A 19,351-nucleotide genomic window follows, 5' to 3' on the forward strand; every position below is an offset into this window, starting at 1 on the left:
CTCGACAGCTCCACTCCACAACCGGAGGCCTTCGTCCTCTCACAGATTCAGACCGTGTCGTCGCACAAACTCGACCAACCTGGCTGGGCAGTACAGCTAGGCCTTCGTCAGGGTCGCCTCGGCGGCGGGACCGGGCAGGTCGGCCCCGGCCTCCGGCCGTTCCCGCAGCGACAGCACCACCCGCAGCACCCAGATCCACATCACGGCCGAGCCCAGCATGTGCGCGCCGACCAGGATCTCGGGCAGGTCCGTGAAGTACTGGACGTAACCGATGACGCCCTGGGCGAGCAGGATCAGGAACAGCTCGCGGGTGCGGTTCAGCGGGTTGCGCGGCGCGTCGACCGCCTTCAGGACGAACCACAGGGCGAAGGTCAGCGTCACCACGATCCACGCCAGCACGGCGTGCAGCTTGCTCACCGTCTCCCAGTCGACCGGCATCCGCTCGACCTCGCTGGAGTCACCCGCGTGCGGTCCGGCGCCGGTGACGACCGTGCCGACCAGGATGAGCAGGACGGCCGCCGCGACCAGGGACCACACCAGCTGCTGCACGGCCCTGCCGACCAGCGGCCGCGGCGCCCCGTCGCCCTCACGGGTGCGCTGCCACATCACCGTGGCGACCGCGATCAGCGCGGACGTCGCCACGAAGTGCGCCGCGACCGTGTACGGGTTGAGACCGACCAGCACCACGATGCCGCCGAGGATCGCGTTGCTCATCACGATCCAGAACTGTGCCCAGCCCAGCCGGACCAGGCCCCGCCGGTACGGCTTCTGCGCACGCGCGGCGATGATCGCCCAGCCGACGGCGGCGCACAGCACGTAGGTCAGCATGCGGTTGCCGAACTCGATGGCGCCGTGGAAGCCCATCTCGCTGGTGGCGGCGAGCGAGTCGTCCGTGCACTTGGGCCAGGTCGGGCAGCCCAGGCCCGAGCCGGTCAGCCGGACGGCGCCGCCGGTGACGACGATGATCACCGACATCAGCACAGCGGTCAGGGCCGCGCGCCGGACCGTCCGGGGTTCCGGGGTCCAGCGCTCGGCGATGAAGGCGAGCGGGTTGCGCAGGGCGGCCTGGGCGTCGGCGCGGGTCACGTGTGGCACGCGAACCATCGTAGGCCGCCGCTTGTGCATGCGTTCACGAGGGTCGGTCACAGGACACCCTCCCTACTCCCAGCGGAAGAACTTCCCGGCCGCCGCCAGACCCACGACCGCCCACACGGCCAGGATCGCCAGATCGCCCCACGGCATCCCGGCGCCGTGCTGGAGCACGTCCCGCAGCCCGTCGGACAGCGCCGAGATCGGCAGCAGGCCCAGCACGTCCTGCGCGCCGGAGGGGAACTTGTCGAGCGGCACGACGACCCCGCCGCCCACGAGGAGCAGCAGGAACACCAGGTTGGCGGCGGCCAGCGTCGCCTCGGCCTTCAGCGTCCCGGCCATCAGCAGGCCCAGGCCCGAGAAGGCGGCCGTGCCGAGGATCAGGAGCAGCAGGACGGCGACCGGGTTGCCCTGCGGCGACCAGCCGAGGGCGAAGGCGATCACCGTGAGCAGGGTCACCTGGAACACCTCGGTGACCAGCACCGAAACCGTCTTCGCCGTCATCAGGCCCCAGCGCGGCAGGGGCGAGGAGGCGAGCCGCTTCAGCACGCCGTAGCGGCGCTCGAAGCCGGTGGCGATGGCCTGCCCGGTGAACGCGGTCGACATCACCGCGAGCGCGAGGATGCCGGGCGCCAGGAAGTCGACCGCCTCGCCGGCGCCGGTGTCGACGATGTCCACGGTGCTGAACAGCACCAGGAGCAGGGTCGGGATGACGACGGTCAGCAGCAGCTGCTCGCCGTTGCGCAGCAGCATCTTCGTCTCGAGCGCGGCCTGGGCCGCGATCATGCGGGGGAGGGGCGCCGCGCCGGGTTTCGGCGTGTACGTCCCGGGGCCGGTGGCGGTCACGAGCGCAGCTCCTTGCCGGTGAGCTCCAAGAAGACGTCCTCCAGGGTGTGCCGCTCGACGGAGATCTTCTCCGGCATCACGCCGTGCTGGGCGCACCAGGAGGTGACCGTCGCGAGCAGCTGGGGGTCGACCTTGCCGGCGACCCGGTAGGAGCCGGGCGTCAGCTCGGCGGCCGAGCAGTCGGCGGGCAGTGCCTTCAGCAGTGAGCCCACGTCGAGGCCGGGCCGGCCCGTGAAGCGCAGCGTGTTCTCGGCGCCGCCGCGGCACAGCTCCTCGGGGGAGCCCTGGGCGATGACCCGGCCGGCGTCGATGATCGCCACGTCGTCCGCGAGCTGCTCGGCCTCGTCCATGTAGTGGGTGGTGAGGACGACGGACACGCCGTCGGCGCGCAGGTCCCGCACGAGGTCCCAGGTGGCGCGGCGGGCCTGCGGGTCGAGTCCGGCGGTCGGCTCGTCGAGGAAGACCAGTTCCGGCCGCCCGACCACGGCCATGGCCAGCGCCAGCCGCTGCTGCTGCCCGCCGGACAACCGCCGGTACGCCGTACGGCCGCAGGAGCCGAGGCCCAGGCGCTCGATCAGCGCGTCCACGTCCAGGGGGTGCGCGTGCAGCCTCGCCACGTGGCGGAGCATCTCGTCGGCCCGGGAGCCCGAGTAGACGCCGCCGGACTGGAGCATCACGCCGATGCGGGGCCGCAGGTCCCCGGACTGTCTCACCGGGTCGAGGCCCAGGACGCGCACCGTGCCGGAGTCCGGCTTCCGGTACCCCTCGCAGGTCTCGACCGTGGTCGTCTTGCCCGCCCCGTTGGGGCCGAGCACAGCGGTCACGCCCGGGTGGGCCACCAGGTCGAGCCCGTCCACCGCGGTCTTCGTGCCGTACCGCTTCACCAGGGCCTGGACCTGGATCACGGGCTCACTTCGCATGGGTCCAGAGTCTAGGTAGGCGGGTCGCGGCTCAGACCGGCGGGTGCGGGAATTCCTCATCACGGGGCCGGTGGACCGCCAGCCACCGCTCGGCGTAGGCCACCGCGTCCGCCACCGGGAACAGCCGCACCTCGGCCGCGCCGGCCTTCCCGCGGACGACGGGGCGGTCCCGTTCGAAGTCGTAGCCCAGCTCGTCGAAACGGTCCGAGCTGATCGACACCTCGGTCACGGTCTCCCAGCCGTCCGGCCCGGGCCTGCCGACGGCGACGTGCGGGGACGGTATCCGGTACTCGGCGAGGTGGAAGCTCGTGCAGGAGGCGTAGCCGGCGCCCAGCAGCAGCACCCGGGCGCCCATCGCCTCCAGCTTCGCCAGCGGGCTGCGCTCCCCGAGCCGGCAGTCGGGCGCGTGCCCGTCCAGGACCTCCGCCGCGCGGGGGCCGAGCGCCGCGAAGGAGGTCTGCGGATGCGCGCTGCGCAGGGCGCCGGGCCAGGTGCGCACGGTCTCCGGGACGACGCCGACGCCGCGGCTGGGCGTGATCAGCGGGTCGTAGGCGGGCATGGTGGCGCGGACGGCCGCCCACCACTCCCGGGGCACGGGCGGGTTGCTCCACAGGGCCGGGTCGGACAGGTCGCCGGTCTGGGTGGGGACCACGAGCGTCCCCTCCGGGCCGAGCGCGTCGAGCAGCCCTTGCACGACCGCGACGGCGCCGCCGTTGACCCATCCGAGGGCACGGAGCGAGGAGTGCACGAGGAGGGTCTCGCCGGGGCGCACGCCCAGCTCTTCGAGCTGCGTCCGAAGCGTCTCGCGGGTGACAAGAGGGCCGGTCGGAGGGGGTGTGGGCATGGTTGTGGAGTGTCCCCGATACGGCCGCCGACTGCCACCCGTTTGATCGATCAGAGATCGTTTCCGCAGGTCGGATTAGGTTTACCTAAGTGACGCAGGGCACCGTGGGCCGGCGTGAGCGCGGCTTGCCCGGTCCGGAGGAATTACGCAACAATGGCGTTGTGAAAAACGTCGGCGAGGCATCCCACGAGGAGCTGGCGACCGGGGAGCGGTCCACCCGCAACCGGGTCGCGCGGTCCATCCTGGACCACGGACCCTCGACCGTCGCCGAACTCGCCGAGCGGCTGGGCCTCACCCAGGCGGCCGTACGCCGGCACCTCGACGCCCTCACGGGTGACGGTGTCGTGGAAGCGCGTGAGCGGCGCGTGTACGGGGCGCGGACCCGCGGCCGGCCGGCCAAGGTGTTCGCCCTGACGGACTGCGGCCGGGACGCCTTCGACCAGTCGTACGACACGCTCGCCGCCGACGCCCTGCGCTGGATCGCCGACCGCGAGGGCGGCAACGAGGCGATCGCCGCGTTCGCCCGCGCCAGGATCGCCGCACAGGCCGGCGCCTACCGCCGCGCGGTCGAGGGCGCCGCGCCCGAGAAGCGGACCGAAGCGCTGGCCAAGGCCCTGAGCGCCGACGGGTACGCTGCTACGGCGCGCAGCGCGCCCCACCCGCAGCAGGGTGAGCAGCTCTGCCAGCACCACTGCCCGGTCGCCCACGTCGCCGAGCAGTTTCCGCAACTGTGCGAGGCGGAGACGGAATTTTTCGCCGAGCTGCTCGGTACGCATGTACAGCGACTCGCCACCATCGCGCACGGCGACGGCGTCTGCACGACGTTCATCCCCAAGATTTCCCACAACGCATCTGCAAGCACGGCCGGGAGGAACCCCGCATGACTCTCCCCACGGAGACTGCCCACCCCGAGCTGGAGGGCCTGGGCAAGTACGAGTACGGCTGGGCCGACTCCGACACGGCCGGCGCCTCCGCCAAGCGCGGCATCAACGAGGACGTCGTCCGGGACATCTCCGACAAGAAGAGCGAGCCGGAGTGGATGACCAAGCTCCGCCTCAAGGGCCTGCGCCTGTTCGAGAAGAAGCCCATGCCGAACTGGGGCTCGGACCTCTCCGGCATCGACTTCGACAACATCAAGTACTTCGTGCGCTCCACGGAGAAGCAGGCGGAGTCCTGGGAGGACCTGCCCGAGGACATCAAGAACACGTACGACAAGCTCGGCATCCCCGAGGCGGAGAAGCAGCGCCTCGTCGCCGGTGTCGCCGCGCAGTACGAGTCCGAGGTCGTCTACCACCAGATCCGTGAGGACCTGGAGGAGCAGGGCGTCATCTTCCTCGACACCGACACCGCGCTGAAGGAGCACCCGGAGCTCTTCAAGGAGTACTTCGGGACCGTCATCCCCGCCGGTGACAACAAGTTCGCGGCCCTGAACACCGCCGTGTGGTCGGGCGGCTCCTTCATCTACGTGCCGAAGGGCGTGCACGTGGAGATCCCGCTCCAGGCCTACTTCCGTATCAACACGGAGAACATGGGCCAGTTCGAGCGGACCCTGATCATCGTCGACGAGGGTGCCTACGTGCACTACGTCGAGGGCTGCACGGCCCCGATCTACAAGTCGGACTCCCTGCACTCCGCGGTCGTCGAGATCATCGTCAAGAAGAACGCCCGCTGCCGCTACACGACCATCCAGAACTGGTCGAACAACGTCTACAACCTGGTCACCAAGCGCGCCGTCGCCTACGAGGGCGCGACCATGGAGTGGATCGACGGCAACATCGGCTCCAAGGTGACGATGAAGTACCCGGCCGTCTACCTGATGGGCGAGCACGCCAAGGGCGAGACCCTGTCCATCGCCTTCGCGGGCGAGGGCCAGCACCAGGACGCCGGCGCGAAGATGGTCCACATGGCGCCGAACACCTCCTCCAACATCGTCTCCAAGTCGGTGGCGCGAGGCGGCGGCCGCACCTCCTACCGCGGTCTCATCGAGATCGGCGAGGGCGCCCCGGGCTCCAAGTCGAACGTCCTCTGCGACGCGCTGCTGGTGGACACCATCTCCCGCTCGGACACCTACCCCTACGTGGACGTCCGCGAGGACGACGTGTCCATGGGCCACGAGGCGACCGTCTCCAAGGTCTCCGAGGACCAGCTCTTCTACCTGATGAGCCGCGGCCTGAGCGAGGACGAGGCCATGGCGATGATCGTGCGCGGCTTCGTCGAGCCCATCGCCAAGGAGCTCCCGATGGAGTACGCGCTGGAGCTCAACCGGCTGATCGAGCTGCAGATGGAAGGCGCGGTCGGCTGACGCCCCCGACCGCCCGTCCCATCAAGCCCCTCCCGTAAGAAAGCGAGCACTACGACAGCCATGGCTGAGGCCCAGAACTCCCCCACTCTCGGCTCCGCTCGAGTGGGGGGACCCCCACCGGTGGGGTCCACCACCGCCGGCTCGATCGCGGTCGCCGCGGAGTCGACCGTCGCCACGCGCATGAGCGCGCCGCCGTCCTTCGACGTCGCGGACTTCCCGGTCCCGCACGGCCGGGAGGAGGAGTGGCGGTTCACCCCGCTGGAGCGCCTGCGCGGGCTGCACGACGGCACCGCGGTCACCACCGGCAACGGCGTGAAGGTCGAGGTCAAGGCCCCCGAGGGCGTCACCGTCGAGGCCGTCGGCCGTGACGACGCGCGCCTCGGCAAGGCCGGCACCCCGGTGGACCGCGTCGCCGCCCAGGCCTACTCGGCGTTCGAGAAGGCCTCGGTCGTGACCGTCCCCAAGGAGACCGTCCTCACCGAGCCCATCCGCATCGGGGTGCACGGCGAGGGCGGCACCGCCTTCGGCCACCAGGTGATCGAGCTGGGCGCCTTCGCCGAGGCCGTCGTGGTCATCGACCACACCGGTGACGCGGTGCTCGCCGCCAACGTCGACTATCTCCTGGGCGACGGCGCCAAGCTCACCGTCGTCTCCGTCCAGGACTGGGACGACAAGGCCGTCCACGTCGCGCAGCACAACGCGCTCGTCGGCCGCGACGCCTCCTTCAAGTCGGTCGTGGTCACCTTCGGCGGCGACGTCGTCCGGCTGCACCCGCGCGTGAGCTACGCGGGCCCCGGCGGCGAGGCCGAGCTGTTCGGCCTGTACTTCACCGACCAGGGTCAGCACCAGGAGCACCGCCTCCTGGTCGACCACAACGTCCCGCACTGCAAGTCCAACGTCGTCTACAAGGGCGCGCTCCAGGGCGAGGACGCGCACGCGGTGTGGATCGGTGACGTGCTCATCGAGGCCAAGGCCGAGGGCACGGACACGTACGAGATGAACCGCAACCTGGTCCTCACGGACGGGGCGCGCGTGGACTCCGTACCGAACCTCGAGATCGAGACCGGCGAGATCGTCGGCGCCGGCCACGCCTCGGCGACCGGCCGCTTCGACGACGAGCAGCTCTTCTACCTCATGGCCCGTGGCATCCCGGAGTTCGAGGCCCGGCGCCTCGTGGTCCGCGGCTTCTTCGCCGAGCTGGTCCAGCAGATCGGCCTCCCCGACATCGAGGAGCGCCTGATCGCCAAGATCGAGGAGGAGCTGGAGGCGGCGGTCGCATGACCTTCGTACGCGCCTGTGGACTGGGCGAGCTGGAGGAGGACACCCCGAAACGGGTGGAGCTCGACGGCACGCCCCTGTCCATCGTGCAGACCGGGGGCGAGGTGTTCGCGATCCACGACATCTGCTCGCACGCGAACGTCTCCCTGTCGGAGGGCGAGGTCGACGACTGCCACATCGAGTGCTGGCTGCACGGCTCGCGCTTCGACCTCCGCTCCGGCAAGCCCGACGCCCTCCCGGCGACGCGCCCCGTCCCCGTATACCCCGTAAAGATCGAAGGGGACGACGTGCTCGTCTCCCTCACCCAGGAGTCCTGAGGCACCCATGGCAACGCTTGAAATCCGAGACCTGCACGTCACCGTCGAGGCCGACAACGCCACGAAGGAGATCCTCAAGGGCGTCGACCTCACCGTGAAGCAGGGCGAGACGCACGCCATCATGGGCCCCAACGGCTCCGGCAAGTCGACCCTCGCCTACTCCCTCGCGGGTCACCCGAAGTACACGATCACCTCCGGCACGGTCACGCTCGACGGCGAGGACGTCCTGGAGATGTCCGTCGACGAGCGCGCCCGCGCCGGCCTGTTCCTCGCCATGCAGTACCCGGTCGAGGTCTCGGGTGTCTCCGTGTCGAACTTCCTGCGCACCTCCGCCACCGCCGTCCGCGGCGAGGCCCCCAAGCTGCGCACCTGGGTGAAGGAGGTCAAGGAGGCCATGGAGCGCCTCAACATGGACCCCTCCTTCGCCGAGCGCAACGTCAACGAGGGCTTCTCCGGCGGTGAGAAGAAGCGCCACGAGATCCTCCAGCTGGAGCTCCTCAAGCCGAAGATGGCGATCCTCGACGAGACCGACTCCGGTCTGGACGTCGACGCCCTGCGCGTGGTGTCGGAGGGTGTGAACCGCGTCCGCGAGACGGGCGAGGTCGGCACCCTGCTGATCACGCACTACACGCGCATCCTCCGCTACATCAAGCCCGACCACGTGCACGTCTTCTCCGGCGGCCGGATCGTCGAGTCCGGCGGTGCCGAGCTCGCCGACAAGCTGGAGAACGAGGGCTACGAGGCCTACGCGAAGCACGACGGGGCCGACACGAAGGGTGGCGCATCCGCGTGACATTGCTGCCGGGCCTCCTCGACACCGAGGCGATCCGCAAGGACTTCCCCATCCTGGACCGCCAGGTCCACGAAGGCCGGAAGCTCGTGTACCTGGACAACGCGGCGACCAGCCAGAAGCCGCGCCAGGTGCTGGACGCCCTGAGCGAGTACTACGAGCGCTACAACGCCAACGTCCACCGCGGTGTGCATGTGCTCGCCGAGGAGGCCACGGCGCTGTACGAGGGCGCGCGCGACAAGGTCGCCGAGTTCATCAACGCGCCCAGCCGCGACGAGGTGATCTTCACCAAGAACGCCTCGGAGTCGCTCAACCTCGTGGCGAACATGCTGGGCTGGGCCGACGAGCCCTACCGCGTGGACTCCGAGACCGAGATCGTCATCACGGAGATGGAGCACCACTCCAACATCGTGCCGTGGCAGCTGCTCGCGCAGCGCACGGGCGCGAAGCTGAAGTGGTTCGGCCTCACCGACGACGGCCGCCTCGACCTGTCGAACATCGAGCAGATCATCACCGAGAAGACGAAGATCGTCTCCTTCGTGCTGGTCTCCAACATCCTCGGCACCCAGAACCCCGTCGAGGCGATCGTGCGCCGCGCCCAGGAGGTCGGTGCGCTGGTGTGCGTCGACGCCTCCCAGGCCGCCCCGCACATGCCGCTGGACGTCCAGGCCCTGCAGGCCGACTTCGTGGCCTTCACCGGTCACAAGATGTGCGGCCCGACCGGCATCGGCGTCCTCTGGGGCCGCCAGGAGCTGCTGGAGGACCTGCCTCCGTTCCTCGGCGGCGGCGAGATGATCGAGACGGTGTCGATGCACTCCTCGACCTACGCCCCGGCGCCCCACAAGTTCGAGGCGGGCACGCCCCCGATCGCCCAGGCGGTCGGACTCGGCGCGGCGATCGACTACCTCGACTCGATCGGCATGGACAAGATCCTCGCCCACGAGCACGCACTCACCGAGTACGCGGTCAAGCGGCTGCTGGAAGTTCCCGACCTGCGCATCATCGGCCCCACCACGGCCGAGGAACGCGGCGCGGCGATCTCCTTCACCCTCGGGGACATCCACCCGCACGACGTGGGCCAGGTCCTCGACGAGCAGGGCATCGCGGTCCGGGTCGGCCACCACTGCGCGCGGCCGGTCTGCCTGCGCTACGGAATTCCTGCGACCACGCGAGCGTCGTTCTATCTGTACTCCACGCCGGCCGAGATCGACGCACTGGTCGACGGCCTGGAGCACGTACGGAACTTCTTCGGCTGAGGGGCGTGCTAGACGGTGAAACTGGACTCCATGTACCAGGAAGTCATCCTGGACCACTACAAGAACCCGCACGGGCGGGGCTTGCGGGATGGCGACGCCGAGGTGCACCACGTCAACCCGACGTGCGGTGACGAGATCACGCTGCGCGTGAAGTACGACGGCACCACGATCGAGGACGTCTCGTACGAGGGCCAGGGCTGTTCGATCAGCCAGGCGAGTGCGTCCGTACTGAACGACCTCCTCGTCGGCAAGGACCTCTCCGACGCGCGGAAGATCCAGGAGACCTTCCTGGAGCTGATGCAGTCCAAGGGGAAGCTCGAACCCGACGACGCGATGGAGGAGATCCTGGAGGACGCGGTCGCGTTCGCCGGGGTGTCCAAGTACCCGGCCCGGGTGAAGTGCGCCCTGCTGAGCTGGATGGCCTGGAAGGACGCGACGGCCCAGGTGCTGGGCGGAGCCGACGCCGAGAAGGAGACGACGGCATGAGCGAGACCGTTGAGATGAAGCCGGCCTCTGAGGAAGAGGTCCGTGAGGCGCTGTACGACGTCGTCGACCCCGAACTGGGCATCGACGTCGTCAACCTCGGCCTGATCTACGGCATCCACATCGACGAAGCGAACATCGCGACGCTCGACATGACCCTGACGTCGGCGGCCTGCCCGCTGACGGACGTCATCGAGGACCAGGCGAAGTCCGCCACGGACGGCCTCGTGAGCGAGCTGCGCATCAACTGGGTCTGGATGCCCCCGTGGGGCCCCGACAAGATCACGGACGACGGCCGCGAGCAGCTGCGTGCGCTCGGGTTCAACGTCTGAGATCCGCTGAACGCGCCTGAGGGGCGGCACCCGGTCCGGGTGCCGCCCCTCACGCATGCTCAGTCCCGTCCGGACACGATCTGGAACGACGCGTCCGCGCAGTACTGGTGACTGTTCTCGAAGGGGTCCAGGCGGAGCTGAAAGTTGCGGTGGCGCAGGAAGCGGCCCGGGTAGTTCACCGACTCCAGCGAGAGCGTTCCCGAACGGGACCAGACCCGGGGGCAGAACGTGGCGTCCTGCCGGAACAGGGACGAGCCGTCGTCGCCGTCGGCGACCAGGACGAAGCTGCGGTGGCGCAGGTAGCGGCCGTCCGCGGTGGTGAAGGAGTAGCAGGAGGAGTCCGAGAGACCGGCGACGCGCTGGAAGGTGGCGTCATCGCGCTGCCCGTCGGCGATCCGGTCCAGCCGTACATAGCCGTCGCTGACCCGCCAGTGGCGGTCGGGGAAGTTGACCGAGCGTATGGATATGCCGGTGGAGGCGGGGGGCTTCGGGTGCTTCGACGGGGCCGCGGAACCCTTCGGCGGCTTCGGGGCCTTCGCCGGGGGCTTCTTGGGGCTCGGTGAGGCGGTGGGAGTGCCGGTGGTGGGGGTGGGGGACGGCTCGGCGCGGTCCGCGCCGGGCTTCGCGGTACCGCCCTTGGAGGGGGTCGCGAAGGAGATCAGGCCACCCGGGGCCGAACTGCTCAGCGTGTTCGGCTCGGCCGCCCGCCGGTCCGGCTCCTTGGACTCGCTGTTCATCACGGTGACGGCCGTGACGCAGGCGGTGATCGTCGCCAGGGCCAGCGCACCCGCCAGCCAGAGGCGCCGTGTGCCCGGCGTGCGGGTGGTGTCCGGTGCCCAGCCGCTCTCCCAGGGATGGTCCTGGGGCGGCCGGGACTTGTCTGCTGCCATGCGCTGTTCCTCCGGCGGGGCACCCTTGACGGCGGCGCAGTTGTGGTGACCCGGTGTTCGACCGGTGACACCGTAGTGGACGTCCGAGGCGCCTGTGACGCGTTTGATGAGAGCGGTTTCTCTCCGTTGCCGGAGCGGTCTCCGCTTGTGATCAAGCTGTGGTTGTGTACGGGTGTACATAGTGTTGTGTACGCTCGTACATATGGGATATCTGCTGCTGGCCGGGGCCATAGCCGCCGAAGTCGGTGCGACCACCGCCATGAGGTACAGCGACGGCTTCAGCAGACTCGGACCGTCCTTGGTCACGGTCCTCGGATACGTCGTCTCCTTCGCACTGCTCGCGCAGACCCTCAAGACCGTGTCGGTCGGCACGGCGTACGCGATCTGGGCCGGCGTCGGCACCGCCGCCATCGCCACGATCGGGATCGCCTTCCTGGGGGAGGGGATGACCCTCGCCAAGGCCGCCGGCATCGCGCTGATCATCGCCGGGGTCGTGGTGCTGAACCTGGGCGGAGCCCACTGATGGCCCGGCGCCACGACCCCGAGCGGCGGCAGCGGATCATCGACGCGGCGATCCGGGTCGTCGGGGCGAAGGGGATCGCCGGGCTGAGCCACCGCAGCGCCGCCGCGGAGGCCGACGTGCCGCTCGGTTCGACGACGTACCACTTCAAGACCCTCGACGAACTGCTGGTCGCCGCGCTGCGGCAGGCCAACGAGGGCTTCGCCAAGGTGGTCGCCTCACGCGGCGGCCTGGAGGACCCCCGCACCGATCTCGCCTCCGAACTCGCCGCGTTGATGGGGGAGTGGCTCGCGGGCGACCGCACGGGGGTGGAGCTGGAGTACGAGCTGTACCTGGCCGCCCTGCGCCGCCCCGCGCTGCGCCCCGTCGCCGCCGAGTGGGCCGCCGGCGTCGCCGAGGTGCTGTCCCGGCGCACGGATCCGGCGACGGCCCGGGCACTGGTGGCGGTCGTCGACGGCATCTGCCTCCAGGTGCTGCTGACGGGGGTGCCGTATGACGAGGAGTATGCGCGGGAGGTGTTGAGGCGGGTGCTGGCGGGGGCGGGCGGGTGATGCGGTCGGGTGGGTGGTGCCGTCGGGCGGGTGGTGCCGTCGGGCGGGTGGTGCCGTCGGGCGGGTGATGCCGTCGGGCGGGTCGTGCCGTCGGGCGGGTGCCGGGACGGTGGCCGGTGGGGTGTCGGGCGGATACCGCCCGTCCCGTGAGATGCGCCCGCACCGGTTCGCCTCCACCGGTGTCCGCCGGTTAGGTTGCCCTCATGACCGACACGACTGCTCCTCGCACGACCGGCGCCGTGGCCGCCGGCCTCGCCACGATCGCCGCCGACGGCACCGTTCTCGACACCTGGTTCCCCGCGCCCGAACTGGCCGACCAGCCCGGCCCGTCCGGCACCGAGCGGCTGTCCGCCGACCGTGCCGCGGAGCTGCTCGGCGGCGGCGCGACCGCGGCGATCGGCCCCGACGCGCGCCGCGGCGTCGAGGTGGTCGCGGTCCGCACGGTCATCGCCTCGCTCGACGAGAAGCCGATCGACGCGCACGACGCCTACCTGCGCCTGCACCTGCTCTCCCACCGCCTGGTCAAGCCGCACGGCCAGAGCCTGGACGGCATCTTCGGCTTCCTCGCCAACGTCGCCTGGACCTCGCTCGGCCCGGTCGCCGTCGACGACCTGGAGAAGGTACGCCTGAACGCCCGCGCCGAGGGCCTGCACCTCCAGGTGACCTCCGTCGACAAGTTCCCGCGCATGACGGACTACGTGGCCCCCAAGGGCGTCCGGATCGCCGACGCCGACCGGGTCCGCCTCGGCGCCCACCTCGCCGAGGGCACCACCGTCATGCACGAGGGCTTCGTCAACTTCAACGCCGGCACGCTCGGCACGTCGATGGTCGAGGGCCGCATCTCCGCCGGTGTCGTGATCGGCGACGGCTCGGACATCGGCGGCGGCGCCTCCACGATGGGCACCCTCTCCGGCGGCGGCAACGTCATCATCTCCATCGGCGAGCGCTGCCTGATCGGCGCCGAGGCGGGCGTCGGCATCGCCCTCGGCGACGAGTGCGTCGTCGAGGCCGGCCTCTACGTGACCGCCGGCACCCGCGTCACCATGCCCGACGGCCAGATCGTCAAGGCCCGCGAGCTGTCCGGCGCCTCCAACATCCTCTTCCGCCGCAACTCGGTCACCGGCACGGTCGAGGCCCGCCCGAACAACGCGGTCTGGGGCGGACTGAACGAGATCCTCCACAGCCACAACTGAGCCCACGGCCCGAGCCACGACAGGCGGCCCCGGCATGATCCCGACGACGGCCCACACGACCGGCGGCCCCGGCATGATCCCCATGACGGCCCACACGACCGGCGGCCCGGCATGATCCCGTACGGATGACCCGGCGTGACCTCGCGGTGGTTTCGGCGGATGAACGAGTGGACGCAGTGTCCGATCATTTGCCGAACCGACGAAACGAGGACCGGGGCATGAGGAACGAGCGGGGGCGGGCCGGGGTGCGCTTGCTGGTGGGGGCCGTCGTGGCACTGGGGGTGTGCTGGCTGCCGGCCGGGGCCGCGCACGCCGACGAGACCACCACCGGCTCCCACAACGGTCACCGGGTCGGTCTGATCAACGTCAACGTCGGACAGATCGACGACCCGGCGGAGGACGTGCTGGAGCACACGCTGCTGTTCGGGGACGGTTACGCCTGGAACTGAACGGCCGGAGCGGACGGGACGGCACGCACCGCGGTTCTCCGCGGTGCGGGCCGTCCCGCTCTTGTTCTCCCCGGGCTTCTCCCCGGGCTCCGGGAGCCGGCGTTTCGTCGCGTGGTGATCACGTGCCGAGCAGGTCGGCGTGGAGTGAGAGCAGTGCCTCGGCCGTGCCGCGGTCGGCCGGCTGGAGAGGCCTGCGGACCGGGCCCGCCGGGAGGCCCAGGGCGTTCATGAGCGCCTTCGCCGTGACCGTGCCCGGCAGGCCCGCCGACATGACCGCCTCGATGAGCGGGGTGGCCCGCTGCTGGAGACGGGCCGCCCGGGCCGTGTCGCCCGCGTCGAACGCGTCCAGGACCGCGCGCAGATGGTTCGGGATCACGTTCGCGACCGTACTGACGTAGCCCGTGCCGCCCACGGCGTACAGCGCGAGGTTGTGCTCGTCGCAGCCCGCGTAGTACGCCAGGGCCGTGCGGGACAGCACCTTCTGGGCGCCCAGGAAGTCCTGGGAGCAGTCCTTGACCGCGATGATCCCGGGGTGCTCGGCCAGGCGGAGGAGCGTCTCCGGTGCGATACGGGTGCCGGTGCGGGCGGGCACGTCGTAGACCATGAGCGGGAGGCCGCCGGCGTCCGCGATCTCCCGGAAATGCGCCTCGATCGCCTCCTGCGGGGGTCTGCTGTAGTACGGCGCCACCACCAACAGGCCGTCCGCGCCCGCCTTTTCGGCTTCCCTGGCCAGCTCCGCGGTGTGGCGGGTGTCGGGGGTGCCGACCCCGGTGACGATCTTCGCCCGGTCGCCGATCGCCTCGCGGACGGCTCGGACGAGGTCGGACTTCTCGGCGTCCGAGGTGGTGGGGGACTCGCCCGTGGTGCCGGAGAGGACCAGGCCGTCGCAGCCGTTCGCCACGAGGTGGCGGGCGAGGTGCTGGGCGCCGTCGAGGTCCAGGGTGCCGGACGGGGTGAAGGGAGTGATCATGGCGCAGAGGGTGCGGCCCAGGGGCGGGGCGGCCGGGTGCGTGGTCATGGACGTAGTCTCGGCGGCGTATTTGTGTAGCTCCACTTAATTTTGCTACCGATTATTTGTAAGTGTTGCTTCAGTGTGGGGGGTGTCGGGGCTCAGGGTGTCGCGTTCGCGGCGGGGGCGTTCGGGTACCCGGTGTTCCTGACGTCGGGAGGAGGCACCGTGACCGGAACCATCGATCATCGGGCCGTGCACGACGAGCGCCGTTCCGTGGGCGAGCTCGTCGGGCAGGCCACGGAGCAGCTCTCCACGCTCATGCGGCAGGAAGTGGCTCTCGCCAAGGAGGAGCTCGCGGAGAAGGGGCGGCGTGCGGGGCGCGGCGGCGGGTTGCTCGGGGCGGCGGGCGCCGTCGCGTACGCCGGGCTGCTCGTGCTGTCCGGGGCCGGTGTCGCCGCGCTCTCGCTGGTCCTGCCGGTGTGGGCCGCGGCGCTGATCGTGACGGGAGTGCTGTTCGTGATCGCGGCCGTGCTGGCGGCGACCGGGCGGGCGCAGTTGAGGAAGGCCGCTCCGCCCACACCTGAGCAGGCTCTCGGCAGTGTCAGGGCGGACGTGGAGGAGATCAAGGAGAGGGCGCACCGATGACGGACGCGACGGGTGGGGCGAAGGGGCCCGATGAGCTGCGGCGGCAGATCGAGCGGACCCGTACGGAACTGGGCAACACGGTGGAGGAGTTGGCCGGCAGGGCGGACGTGAAGGGGCGTGCGCGGGCGCGGGCCGCTGATCTGCGGGACAAGGCCGGGGCGATGACGGTGCAGTTGCGCAGCACTGCGGCGCAGGCGGGGCACACCGTGCAGGACCGGGCGTCGCACGCGGGGCCGCGGCCGGTGCGGACCGTTGTGCAGGCCGGGATGCGGCACCCGAAGCCGGTGCTGGTGGCCGGGGCGGCGGGGGCCGTGGTGGCGGTCGGGGTGCTGCGGTGGAGGTACGTGCACGGGCATCACTGAGTGCCGCGGCTGCTGCTGGGCGGGGGTGCGCGTCTTCGCCTGCCGTCGGGCGGTGGGTCGGGGCCGTGTCGCGGGGTGTCCGTCCTCGGAACGGCGCGATGGGGTCTGACGCCGACCGACTGTTCGTCGACGCGCCAACCGCTGCGGGCGGACACCCCCCGACCCGTCCCCTTCTCGCCGTGCGCGGGTGCGAGTGCGTCGTGGCTCGCGCCCGCGCGCGTGTGAGTGCAAGGTGAGGTCGCTTGCCGTGAGGGTCTTCGGGAAGTGGGGCGCGGTAGTGCCCCCAGTGAGCAAGCGGGCAAGCGTCAGGGGCGCCCGTAGGGCGCCACAGGGCAGAGCTGCAAGACGTCTGGGGATGGGTGCCGGGCGGAGCCCGGCTACAGCGCGGAGCTACTTACCGCTTGCTCTCGCCGTTGCCCGCGACGGACTGCGTCTGTCCGTGCGCAGACTCCCCCAGGAGTCGAGCACGACAGTGCTCTGACTCTGGCCAAAACTTCTCAGCAGGTAGGGGCTCTTACTCTGGCCAAAACTTCTCAGGCGGCATCGTCGAGCCGGTCGTCAGCGCGCCCCAGCCAAGCCGCTCCGTCGCTCGGTCTCCGGGCTCCAGACTGAACGTGGTCTTCGCTCCGCGCTTGACGCCGATCGTCTCGACCGTCAGCCAGCCGGCGTCGACGAGCACCCGTACGCCTCGCTCGGTGTACGCGCGCTCTCTACCGGCGCTGTCCCGGACGCCCACCGCATCGGCCAGTGAGCGCCACGGCACAGTCACGCGGGAGTCGCCGCCGCAGAGCCGGGCAAGCTGCTTCGCCACCCGTTGGCCGCTGCGAGGTACGCACTGGATGACGTCGGCGTACCACTGGGCAGCCTGACCGTTCGGCGGGTAGTGCTCGGCCGCCAGGGCGTATCCGCGCTTCCGTAGCTTGGTCCGATTCTCCTCGATCTTGGGGAACAGGTCTTCCAGCACGGGTCACCGCACCGGCCGGGCGAGCTGTCAGGTGTCGTAATGGAGTTGCCGAAGTCAGCCCTCCTCTTGCAGGGAGCGGAGACCGGACTCGAACTCGGCTGCGGGTATCGAGCACTTCCGGGCCAGCTTCCGAGGGGAGAGCCGGAACGGCTCGCTCGCGGGGAGCGTGAGGTAGCGGGACGTGTAGCCGACCCAGGACAGGGCGGCGGGGTTGGTCTCGGGCACGGGTGTGCGACCTCCTTCTGTGGATGGGAGATCGCGCGTACGGTTCGCGCTCGGGGTGCCCTCGGCTTCCCCTGCCAGCCCTCCCTCGGGATGGCGGACTCTCGCGGTGTGCCCAGCTCAACCGCCGTCGAGCGGCGGGAGCTACGGTGCGCCCCGGATGGGGTGGTCGTTCCGGGAGATCGTTTTCCTCCGAGGTGAGCGGTGCTGTAGCCACGGCTCACGTTCAGAACTCCCAGATACATTGGGCTGGGGTGGGTAAACTCAGCTTGCTCAAAGGGGACATGTAGTTCGGGAGCGGATCGGCAACAAGGCAGTGCCATGGCCTTGCGAATGGGGTGCAAGCCCGTGGCTGCGCGACACGGTGCGCGCAATGCCGTGTCGGTCCCCCTCGAAAGGAGCTACATGGAACTGGCGGGCTGGGTAACCGTCGGAACGGCGGCCGTCGTTGGGTGTTTCACGGTTGTGGGACATCTCTTCGATCAGGTTCCGACGCTCTCCCAAAAGATGATCACTGCGATTCGCTCTCTTCGCGCGGTGCGCGACGAAGTGAAGGCCGACCGCAGGTGACCAACCGGCCGCGCCGGGCGACTTACCCATGCCGCCCGGCGCGGCCGAGCTTGGTGAAGGCCGAGCCGAACGCTGGCACTCGATCCCCACTGAACCGAGGGGGCCGTGACTCAGCTTCTCTCGTCCCACCACGGCGCACCGAGGGCGTTCCGGCGCTTCCCGCCGTGCCCCTTCGGACGATCCCGTGATGCCGGGCAGTGAAGCCAGGACGCACCTGCCCACAGTGGCGGATGATCGGGGTAGTCGCTTCCTGCTGCGCCCGGTCACCGGTTGTGACCCCGAGTTTCCGAGCGCTCTCGGAGGCGAGTTGCACGGAGACGGTCTGCGCGTCGGTGTCGACGGAGACAGCGACGATCTCCCGCTCCTCGCGCATGGTGTTGGTCGTGACGATCATGCCGGGCTTCAGGTCACGGGCGGAGAGCAGCTCCCACTCACCCTCGCCGTAGATGCGCTCGATGTGGCGGGCGGTCAGCTCCTTGCAGTCCATTAGGCGACGGCCGCCGAAGGTGAAGCCGAAACCGGCCCCCGTCCCGATCCACGCACTTGCGCGCCGAGGTGATGCGCTGTCCGTTGGCGTTGGTGGCGTAGTAGCTACCCGCCGAGTCCTTGTGCCAGGTGAGGTGGTCCACTGCCTTGCCCTCCGGTCCTGGTCAGAGCCCCTGTGGCTCCGATCTGTACTTGGACTGCCCCGCTGGGGCGGCACGGGTGGGCGTGGGGGTTCCCCCTGTGTGAGCGGAGCCGAGAGCTTGGGGGTGGCACCCCGTCACGCCGGGCTGCGGGCTCAACGGGGCTCGGTCGCGCGCCGGGTGCTTGACCTCAACCTTGGTCGAGGTTGAAAAGTGGGGTGTGTTCGCGACCGGCGCTACGACTGGAGTGTTCATGACCCGTCGAACCGAGCTGCACCCTGATCCGACCGACCCCCGCATCGGTGCTCCCTTCTTCAGCACATGGCGCGTGGGGACGCCCGAGCGGCAGCGGCAGGCGGTGGAGGCGATCGGGCGGGCCTGGGAGCGGAGGCCCTGGCCCGCCGGGGACCTGCTGGGTTATCACGTGTACGCGGGGCAGAACGGGTCCACCCTGATGCACTACTCGCAGTGGACCGCGGAGCAGGCCTACGAGTCGTTCGTGAAGGCCCACCGGCAGGAACGGGTCGACGAGATCGACACGGCCGTGCCGGGGATCGAGCGGGTGGGGCTCGGGCGGTACCGGCGTTACCGGAGCCGGGAGCGCGCCGTCGGGGACGCACGGGTGCCGGGTCTGATCGTCACCGTGCGGATCGACTTCGAGGACGGGGCGCGGGACCGCCGGGAGGAGTGGGTCGACCTCGTGCTCAAGGGGCTGGGCGACGATCCGGCGGGGCACGCCGGGCTGATGTCCGCGCACTTCCATCTCGGTACGGACGGCGGACACGTGCTGAACTACGCGGAATGGGAGAGCGCCGGGGCCTACGAGGCGGCGATGGCCGCGCCGTCGACGGACTCCTGGGAGCGGGTGCGGACGTATCCGGGCCTGGGGAAGGTCACCGGCAGCCGGTACGAGCACGCTCTGGGGCTGGTGCCGGACTGATCCGTGCGCG

General features: G+C 70.3%; 25 protein-coding genes. 16 read left to right on the forward strand and 9 right to left on the reverse strand.

All coding sequences use genetic code 11. The annotated features are described in order from the left end of the window. Window positions 1-96: 96 nt before the first annotated feature. Genes ACFV20_RS27345 through ACFV20_RS27360 form a run of 4 tightly spaced genes read right to left on the reverse strand, consistent with a single transcriptional unit; the run spans window position 97 to window position 3,699 of the window. Entirely contained in the window at window positions 97-1,104 is a 1,008-nt protein-coding gene (locus ACFV20_RS27345; RefSeq protein ID WP_385660839.1) for a heme A synthase, read from the reverse strand. Between the two features lie 54 nt (window positions 1,105-1,158). Next, the gene (locus tag ACFV20_RS27350; protein WP_385661110.1) at window positions 1,159-1,875 is read right to left on the reverse strand and encodes an ABC transporter permease; all 717 of its coding nucleotides are present in this window, start codon (window positions 1,873-1,875) and stop codon (window positions 1,159-1,161) included. A gap of 56 nt (window positions 1,876-1,931) precedes the next feature. Further along, window positions 1,932-2,855: an ABC transporter ATP-binding protein gene (locus tag ACFV20_RS27355; RefSeq protein ID WP_385660841.1), complete on the reverse strand. Its 924-nt coding sequence runs from the start codon at window positions 2,853-2,855 to the stop codon at window positions 1,932-1,934. Between the two features lie 31 nt (window positions 2,856-2,886). Continuing rightward, window positions 2,887-3,699: an aminoglycoside N(3)-acetyltransferase gene (locus tag ACFV20_RS27360; RefSeq protein WP_385660843.1), complete on the reverse strand. Its 813-nt coding sequence runs from the start codon at window positions 3,697-3,699 to the stop codon at window positions 2,887-2,889. Window positions 3,700-3,860: 161 nt separating this feature from the next. Here ACFV20_RS27360 and ACFV20_RS27365 point away from each other — a divergent pair, with 161 nt between their 5' ends. The 8 genes from ACFV20_RS27365 to ACFV20_RS27400 are packed head-to-tail and all read left to right on the forward strand — an operon-like array spanning window position 3,861 to window position 10,457. Next, entirely contained in the window at window positions 3,861-4,583 is a 723-nt protein-coding gene (locus tag ACFV20_RS27365) for a helix-turn-helix transcriptional regulator (RefSeq protein ID WP_385660846.1), read from the forward strand. Further along, window positions 4,580-6,001, forward strand: coding sequence for a Fe-S cluster assembly protein SufB (sufB, locus tag ACFV20_RS27370; RefSeq protein WP_234850421.1), 1,422 nt, complete (start codon window positions 4,580-4,582; stop codon window positions 5,999-6,001). Before ACFV20_RS27365 ends, sufB begins: the two co-directional genes overlap by 4 nt. Before the next feature lie 60 nt (window positions 6,002-6,061). Further along, window positions 6,062-7,282, forward strand: a complete 1,221-nt coding sequence (gene sufD, locus ACFV20_RS27375) for a Fe-S cluster assembly protein SufD (protein ID WP_385660849.1) — start codon at window positions 6,062-6,064, stop codon at window positions 7,280-7,282. After that, a complete protein-coding gene (locus tag ACFV20_RS27380) occupies window positions 7,279-7,596 on the forward strand; it encodes a non-heme iron oxygenase ferredoxin subunit (RefSeq protein ID WP_385660852.1) in 318 nt (105 codons plus the stop codon). The genes sufD and ACFV20_RS27380 overlap by 4 nt, the downstream gene beginning before the upstream one ends. 7 nt (window positions 7,597-7,603) lie before the next feature. Continuing rightward, window positions 7,604-8,389 (forward strand): Fe-S cluster assembly ATPase SufC, encoded by a 786-nt coding sequence (sufC, locus tag ACFV20_RS27385; RefSeq protein WP_385660855.1) that lies wholly within the window; start codon window positions 7,604-7,606, stop codon window positions 8,387-8,389. After that, window positions 8,386-9,642, forward strand: coding sequence for a cysteine desulfurase (locus tag ACFV20_RS27390; protein WP_385660857.1), 1,257 nt, complete (start codon window positions 8,386-8,388; stop codon window positions 9,640-9,642). The genes sufC and ACFV20_RS27390 overlap by 4 nt, the downstream gene beginning before the upstream one ends. 15 nt (window positions 9,643-9,657) lie before the next feature. Further along, the gene (gene sufU / locus ACFV20_RS27395; protein WP_030852662.1) at window positions 9,658-10,128 is read left to right on the forward strand and encodes a Fe-S cluster assembly sulfur transfer protein SufU; all 471 of its coding nucleotides are present in this window, start codon (window positions 9,658-9,660) and stop codon (window positions 10,126-10,128) included. After that, window positions 10,125-10,457, forward strand: a complete 333-nt coding sequence (locus ACFV20_RS27400; RefSeq protein ID WP_053670670.1) for a metal-sulfur cluster assembly factor — start codon at window positions 10,125-10,127, stop codon at window positions 10,455-10,457. Before sufU ends, ACFV20_RS27400 begins: the two co-directional genes overlap by 4 nt. A 59-nt stretch (window positions 10,458-10,516) precedes the next feature. Here ACFV20_RS27400 and ACFV20_RS27405 read toward each other — a convergent pair whose 3' ends face one another. After that, window positions 10,517-11,347 carry an AbfB domain-containing protein gene (locus tag ACFV20_RS27405; RefSeq protein WP_385660861.1) on the reverse strand — a complete coding sequence of 277 codons (831 nt, stop codon included), beginning with the start codon at window positions 11,345-11,347 and terminating at the stop codon, window positions 10,517-10,519. 202 nt (window positions 11,348-11,549) lie between these two features. On the opposite strand from ACFV20_RS27405, the gene ACFV20_RS27410 reads away from it, so the two are divergent. The 4 genes from ACFV20_RS27410 to ACFV20_RS27425 all read left to right on the forward strand — a co-directional run bounded on the left by ACFV20_RS27410 (window position 11,550) and on the right by ACFV20_RS27425 (window position 14,060). Continuing rightward, entirely contained in the window at window positions 11,550-11,870 is a 321-nt protein-coding gene (locus ACFV20_RS27410; RefSeq protein ID WP_385660863.1) for a DMT family transporter, read from the forward strand. Further along, complete coding sequence (locus ACFV20_RS27415; protein ID WP_385660866.1) at window positions 11,870-12,418, forward strand: TetR/AcrR family transcriptional regulator; 549 nt, start codon at window positions 11,870-11,872, stop codon at window positions 12,416-12,418. The genes ACFV20_RS27410 and ACFV20_RS27415 overlap by 1 nt, the downstream gene beginning before the upstream one ends. Before the next feature lie 203 nt (window positions 12,419-12,621). Next, window positions 12,622-13,611: a 2,3,4,5-tetrahydropyridine-2,6-dicarboxylate N-succinyltransferase gene (gene dapD, locus ACFV20_RS27420; protein ID WP_385660869.1), complete on the forward strand. Its 990-nt coding sequence runs from the start codon at window positions 12,622-12,624 to the stop codon at window positions 13,609-13,611. 218 nt (window positions 13,612-13,829) lie between these two features. Continuing rightward, window positions 13,830-14,060 (forward strand): hypothetical protein, encoded by a 231-nt coding sequence (locus ACFV20_RS27425; RefSeq protein ID WP_385660872.1) that lies wholly within the window; start codon window positions 13,830-13,832, stop codon window positions 14,058-14,060. Between the two features lie 118 nt (window positions 14,061-14,178). On the opposite strand, the gene dapA is transcribed toward ACFV20_RS27425, so the two are convergent. Beyond that, the gene (dapA, locus tag ACFV20_RS27430) at window positions 14,179-15,078 is read right to left on the reverse strand and encodes a 4-hydroxy-tetrahydrodipicolinate synthase (RefSeq protein ID WP_385660875.1); all 900 of its coding nucleotides are present in this window, start codon (window positions 15,076-15,078) and stop codon (window positions 14,179-14,181) included. Window positions 15,079-15,237: 159 nt separating this feature from the next. On the opposite strand from dapA, the gene ACFV20_RS27435 reads away from it, so the two are divergent. Both ACFV20_RS27435 and ACFV20_RS27440 read left to right on the forward strand, forming a co-directional pair. Further along, window positions 15,238-15,657, forward strand: coding sequence for a phage holin family protein (locus ACFV20_RS27435; protein ID WP_234850480.1), 420 nt, complete (start codon window positions 15,238-15,240; stop codon window positions 15,655-15,657). Further along, window positions 15,654-16,019, forward strand: a complete 366-nt coding sequence (locus ACFV20_RS27440) for a DUF3618 domain-containing protein (protein ID WP_385660879.1) — start codon at window positions 15,654-15,656, stop codon at window positions 16,017-16,019. Before ACFV20_RS27435 ends, ACFV20_RS27440 begins: the two co-directional genes overlap by 4 nt. A 514-nt stretch (window positions 16,020-16,533) precedes the next feature. On the opposite strand, the gene ACFV20_RS27445 is transcribed toward ACFV20_RS27440, so the two are convergent. Together ACFV20_RS27445 and ACFV20_RS27450 are read right to left on the reverse strand one after the other, a co-directional pair. Further along, window positions 16,534-16,983, reverse strand: a complete 450-nt coding sequence (locus ACFV20_RS27445; protein ID WP_385660883.1) for a hypothetical protein — start codon at window positions 16,981-16,983, stop codon at window positions 16,534-16,536. A gap of 54 nt (window positions 16,984-17,037) precedes the next feature. Next, the gene (locus ACFV20_RS27450; RefSeq protein WP_385660886.1) at window positions 17,038-17,208 is read right to left on the reverse strand and encodes a hypothetical protein; all 171 of its coding nucleotides are present in this window, start codon (window positions 17,206-17,208) and stop codon (window positions 17,038-17,040) included. Between the two features lie 402 nt (window positions 17,209-17,610). Between ACFV20_RS27450 and ACFV20_RS27455 the strand changes: the two genes are divergently transcribed. Then, on the forward strand, window positions 17,611-17,775 hold the full coding sequence (locus ACFV20_RS27455) for a hypothetical protein (protein ID WP_385660889.1): 165 nt from the start codon (window positions 17,611-17,613) through the stop codon (window positions 17,773-17,775). Between the two features lie 22 nt (window positions 17,776-17,797). Here ACFV20_RS27455 and ACFV20_RS27460 read toward each other — a convergent pair whose 3' ends face one another. Beyond that, complete coding sequence (locus ACFV20_RS27460) at window positions 17,798-18,262, reverse strand: hypothetical protein (protein WP_385660892.1); 465 nt, start codon at window positions 18,260-18,262, stop codon at window positions 17,798-17,800. 392 nt (window positions 18,263-18,654) lie between these two features. Here ACFV20_RS27460 and ACFV20_RS27465 point away from each other — a divergent pair, with 392 nt between their 5' ends. Beyond that, a complete protein-coding gene (locus ACFV20_RS27465; protein WP_385660895.1) occupies window positions 18,655-19,341 on the forward strand; it encodes a hypothetical protein in 687 nt (228 codons plus the stop codon). Window positions 19,342-19,351 lie beyond the last annotated feature (10 nt).

This window comes from Streptomyces sp. NPDC059696, assembly GCF_042733745.1.
Taxonomy (GTDB): Bacteria; Actinomycetota; Actinomycetes; order Streptomycetales; family Streptomycetaceae; genus Streptomyces.

Coding starts and splice junctions, on each gene's coding strand:
- ACFV20_RS27345 (WP_385660839.1), bottom strand. CDS start 1,104: ATGGTTCGCGTGCCACACGTGACCCGCGCCGACGCCCAGGCCGCCCTG.
- ACFV20_RS27350 (WP_385661110.1), bottom strand. CDS start 1,875: ATGATCGCGGCCCAGGCCGCGCTCGAGACGAAGATGCTGCTGCGCAAC.
- ACFV20_RS27355 (WP_385660841.1), bottom strand. CDS start 2,855: ATGCGAAGTGAGCCCGTGATCCAGGTCCAGGCCCTGGTGAAGCGGTAC.
- ACFV20_RS27360 (WP_385660843.1), bottom strand. CDS start 3,699: ATGCCCACACCCCCTCCGACCGGCCCTCTTGTCACCCGCGAGACGCTT.
- sufB (WP_234850421.1), top strand. CDS start 4,580: ATGACTCTCCCCACGGAGACTGCCCACCCCGAGCTGGAGGGCCTGGGC.
- sufD (WP_385660849.1), top strand. CDS start 6,062: ATGGCTGAGGCCCAGAACTCCCCCACTCTCGGCTCCGCTCGAGTGGGG.
- ACFV20_RS27380 (WP_385660852.1), top strand. CDS start 7,279: ATGACCTTCGTACGCGCCTGTGGACTGGGCGAGCTGGAGGAGGACACC.
- sufC (WP_385660855.1), top strand. CDS start 7,604: ATGGCAACGCTTGAAATCCGAGACCTGCACGTCACCGTCGAGGCCGAC.
- ACFV20_RS27400 (WP_053670670.1), top strand. CDS start 10,125: ATGAGCGAGACCGTTGAGATGAAGCCGGCCTCTGAGGAAGAGGTCCGT.
- ACFV20_RS27405 (WP_385660861.1), bottom strand. CDS start 11,347: ATGGCAGCAGACAAGTCCCGGCCGCCCCAGGACCATCCCTGGGAGAGC.
- ACFV20_RS27410 (WP_385660863.1), top strand. CDS start 11,550: ATGGGATATCTGCTGCTGGCCGGGGCCATAGCCGCCGAAGTCGGTGCG.
- ACFV20_RS27415 (WP_385660866.1), top strand. CDS start 11,870: ATGGCCCGGCGCCACGACCCCGAGCGGCGGCAGCGGATCATCGACGCG.
- dapD (WP_385660869.1), top strand. CDS start 12,622: ATGACCGACACGACTGCTCCTCGCACGACCGGCGCCGTGGCCGCCGGC.
- ACFV20_RS27425 (WP_385660872.1), top strand. CDS start 13,830: ATGAGGAACGAGCGGGGGCGGGCCGGGGTGCGCTTGCTGGTGGGGGCC.
- dapA (WP_385660875.1), bottom strand. CDS start 15,078: ATGACCACGCACCCGGCCGCCCCGCCCCTGGGCCGCACCCTCTGCGCC.
- ACFV20_RS27440 (WP_385660879.1), top strand. CDS start 15,654: ATGACGGACGCGACGGGTGGGGCGAAGGGGCCCGATGAGCTGCGGCGG.
- ACFV20_RS27455 (WP_385660889.1), top strand. CDS start 17,611: ATGGAACTGGCGGGCTGGGTAACCGTCGGAACGGCGGCCGTCGTTGGG.
- ACFV20_RS27460 (WP_385660892.1), bottom strand. CDS start 18,262: ATGGACTGCAAGGAGCTGACCGCCCGCCACATCGAGCGCATCTACGGC.
- ACFV20_RS27465 (WP_385660895.1), top strand. CDS start 18,655: ATGACCCGTCGAACCGAGCTGCACCCTGATCCGACCGACCCCCGCATC.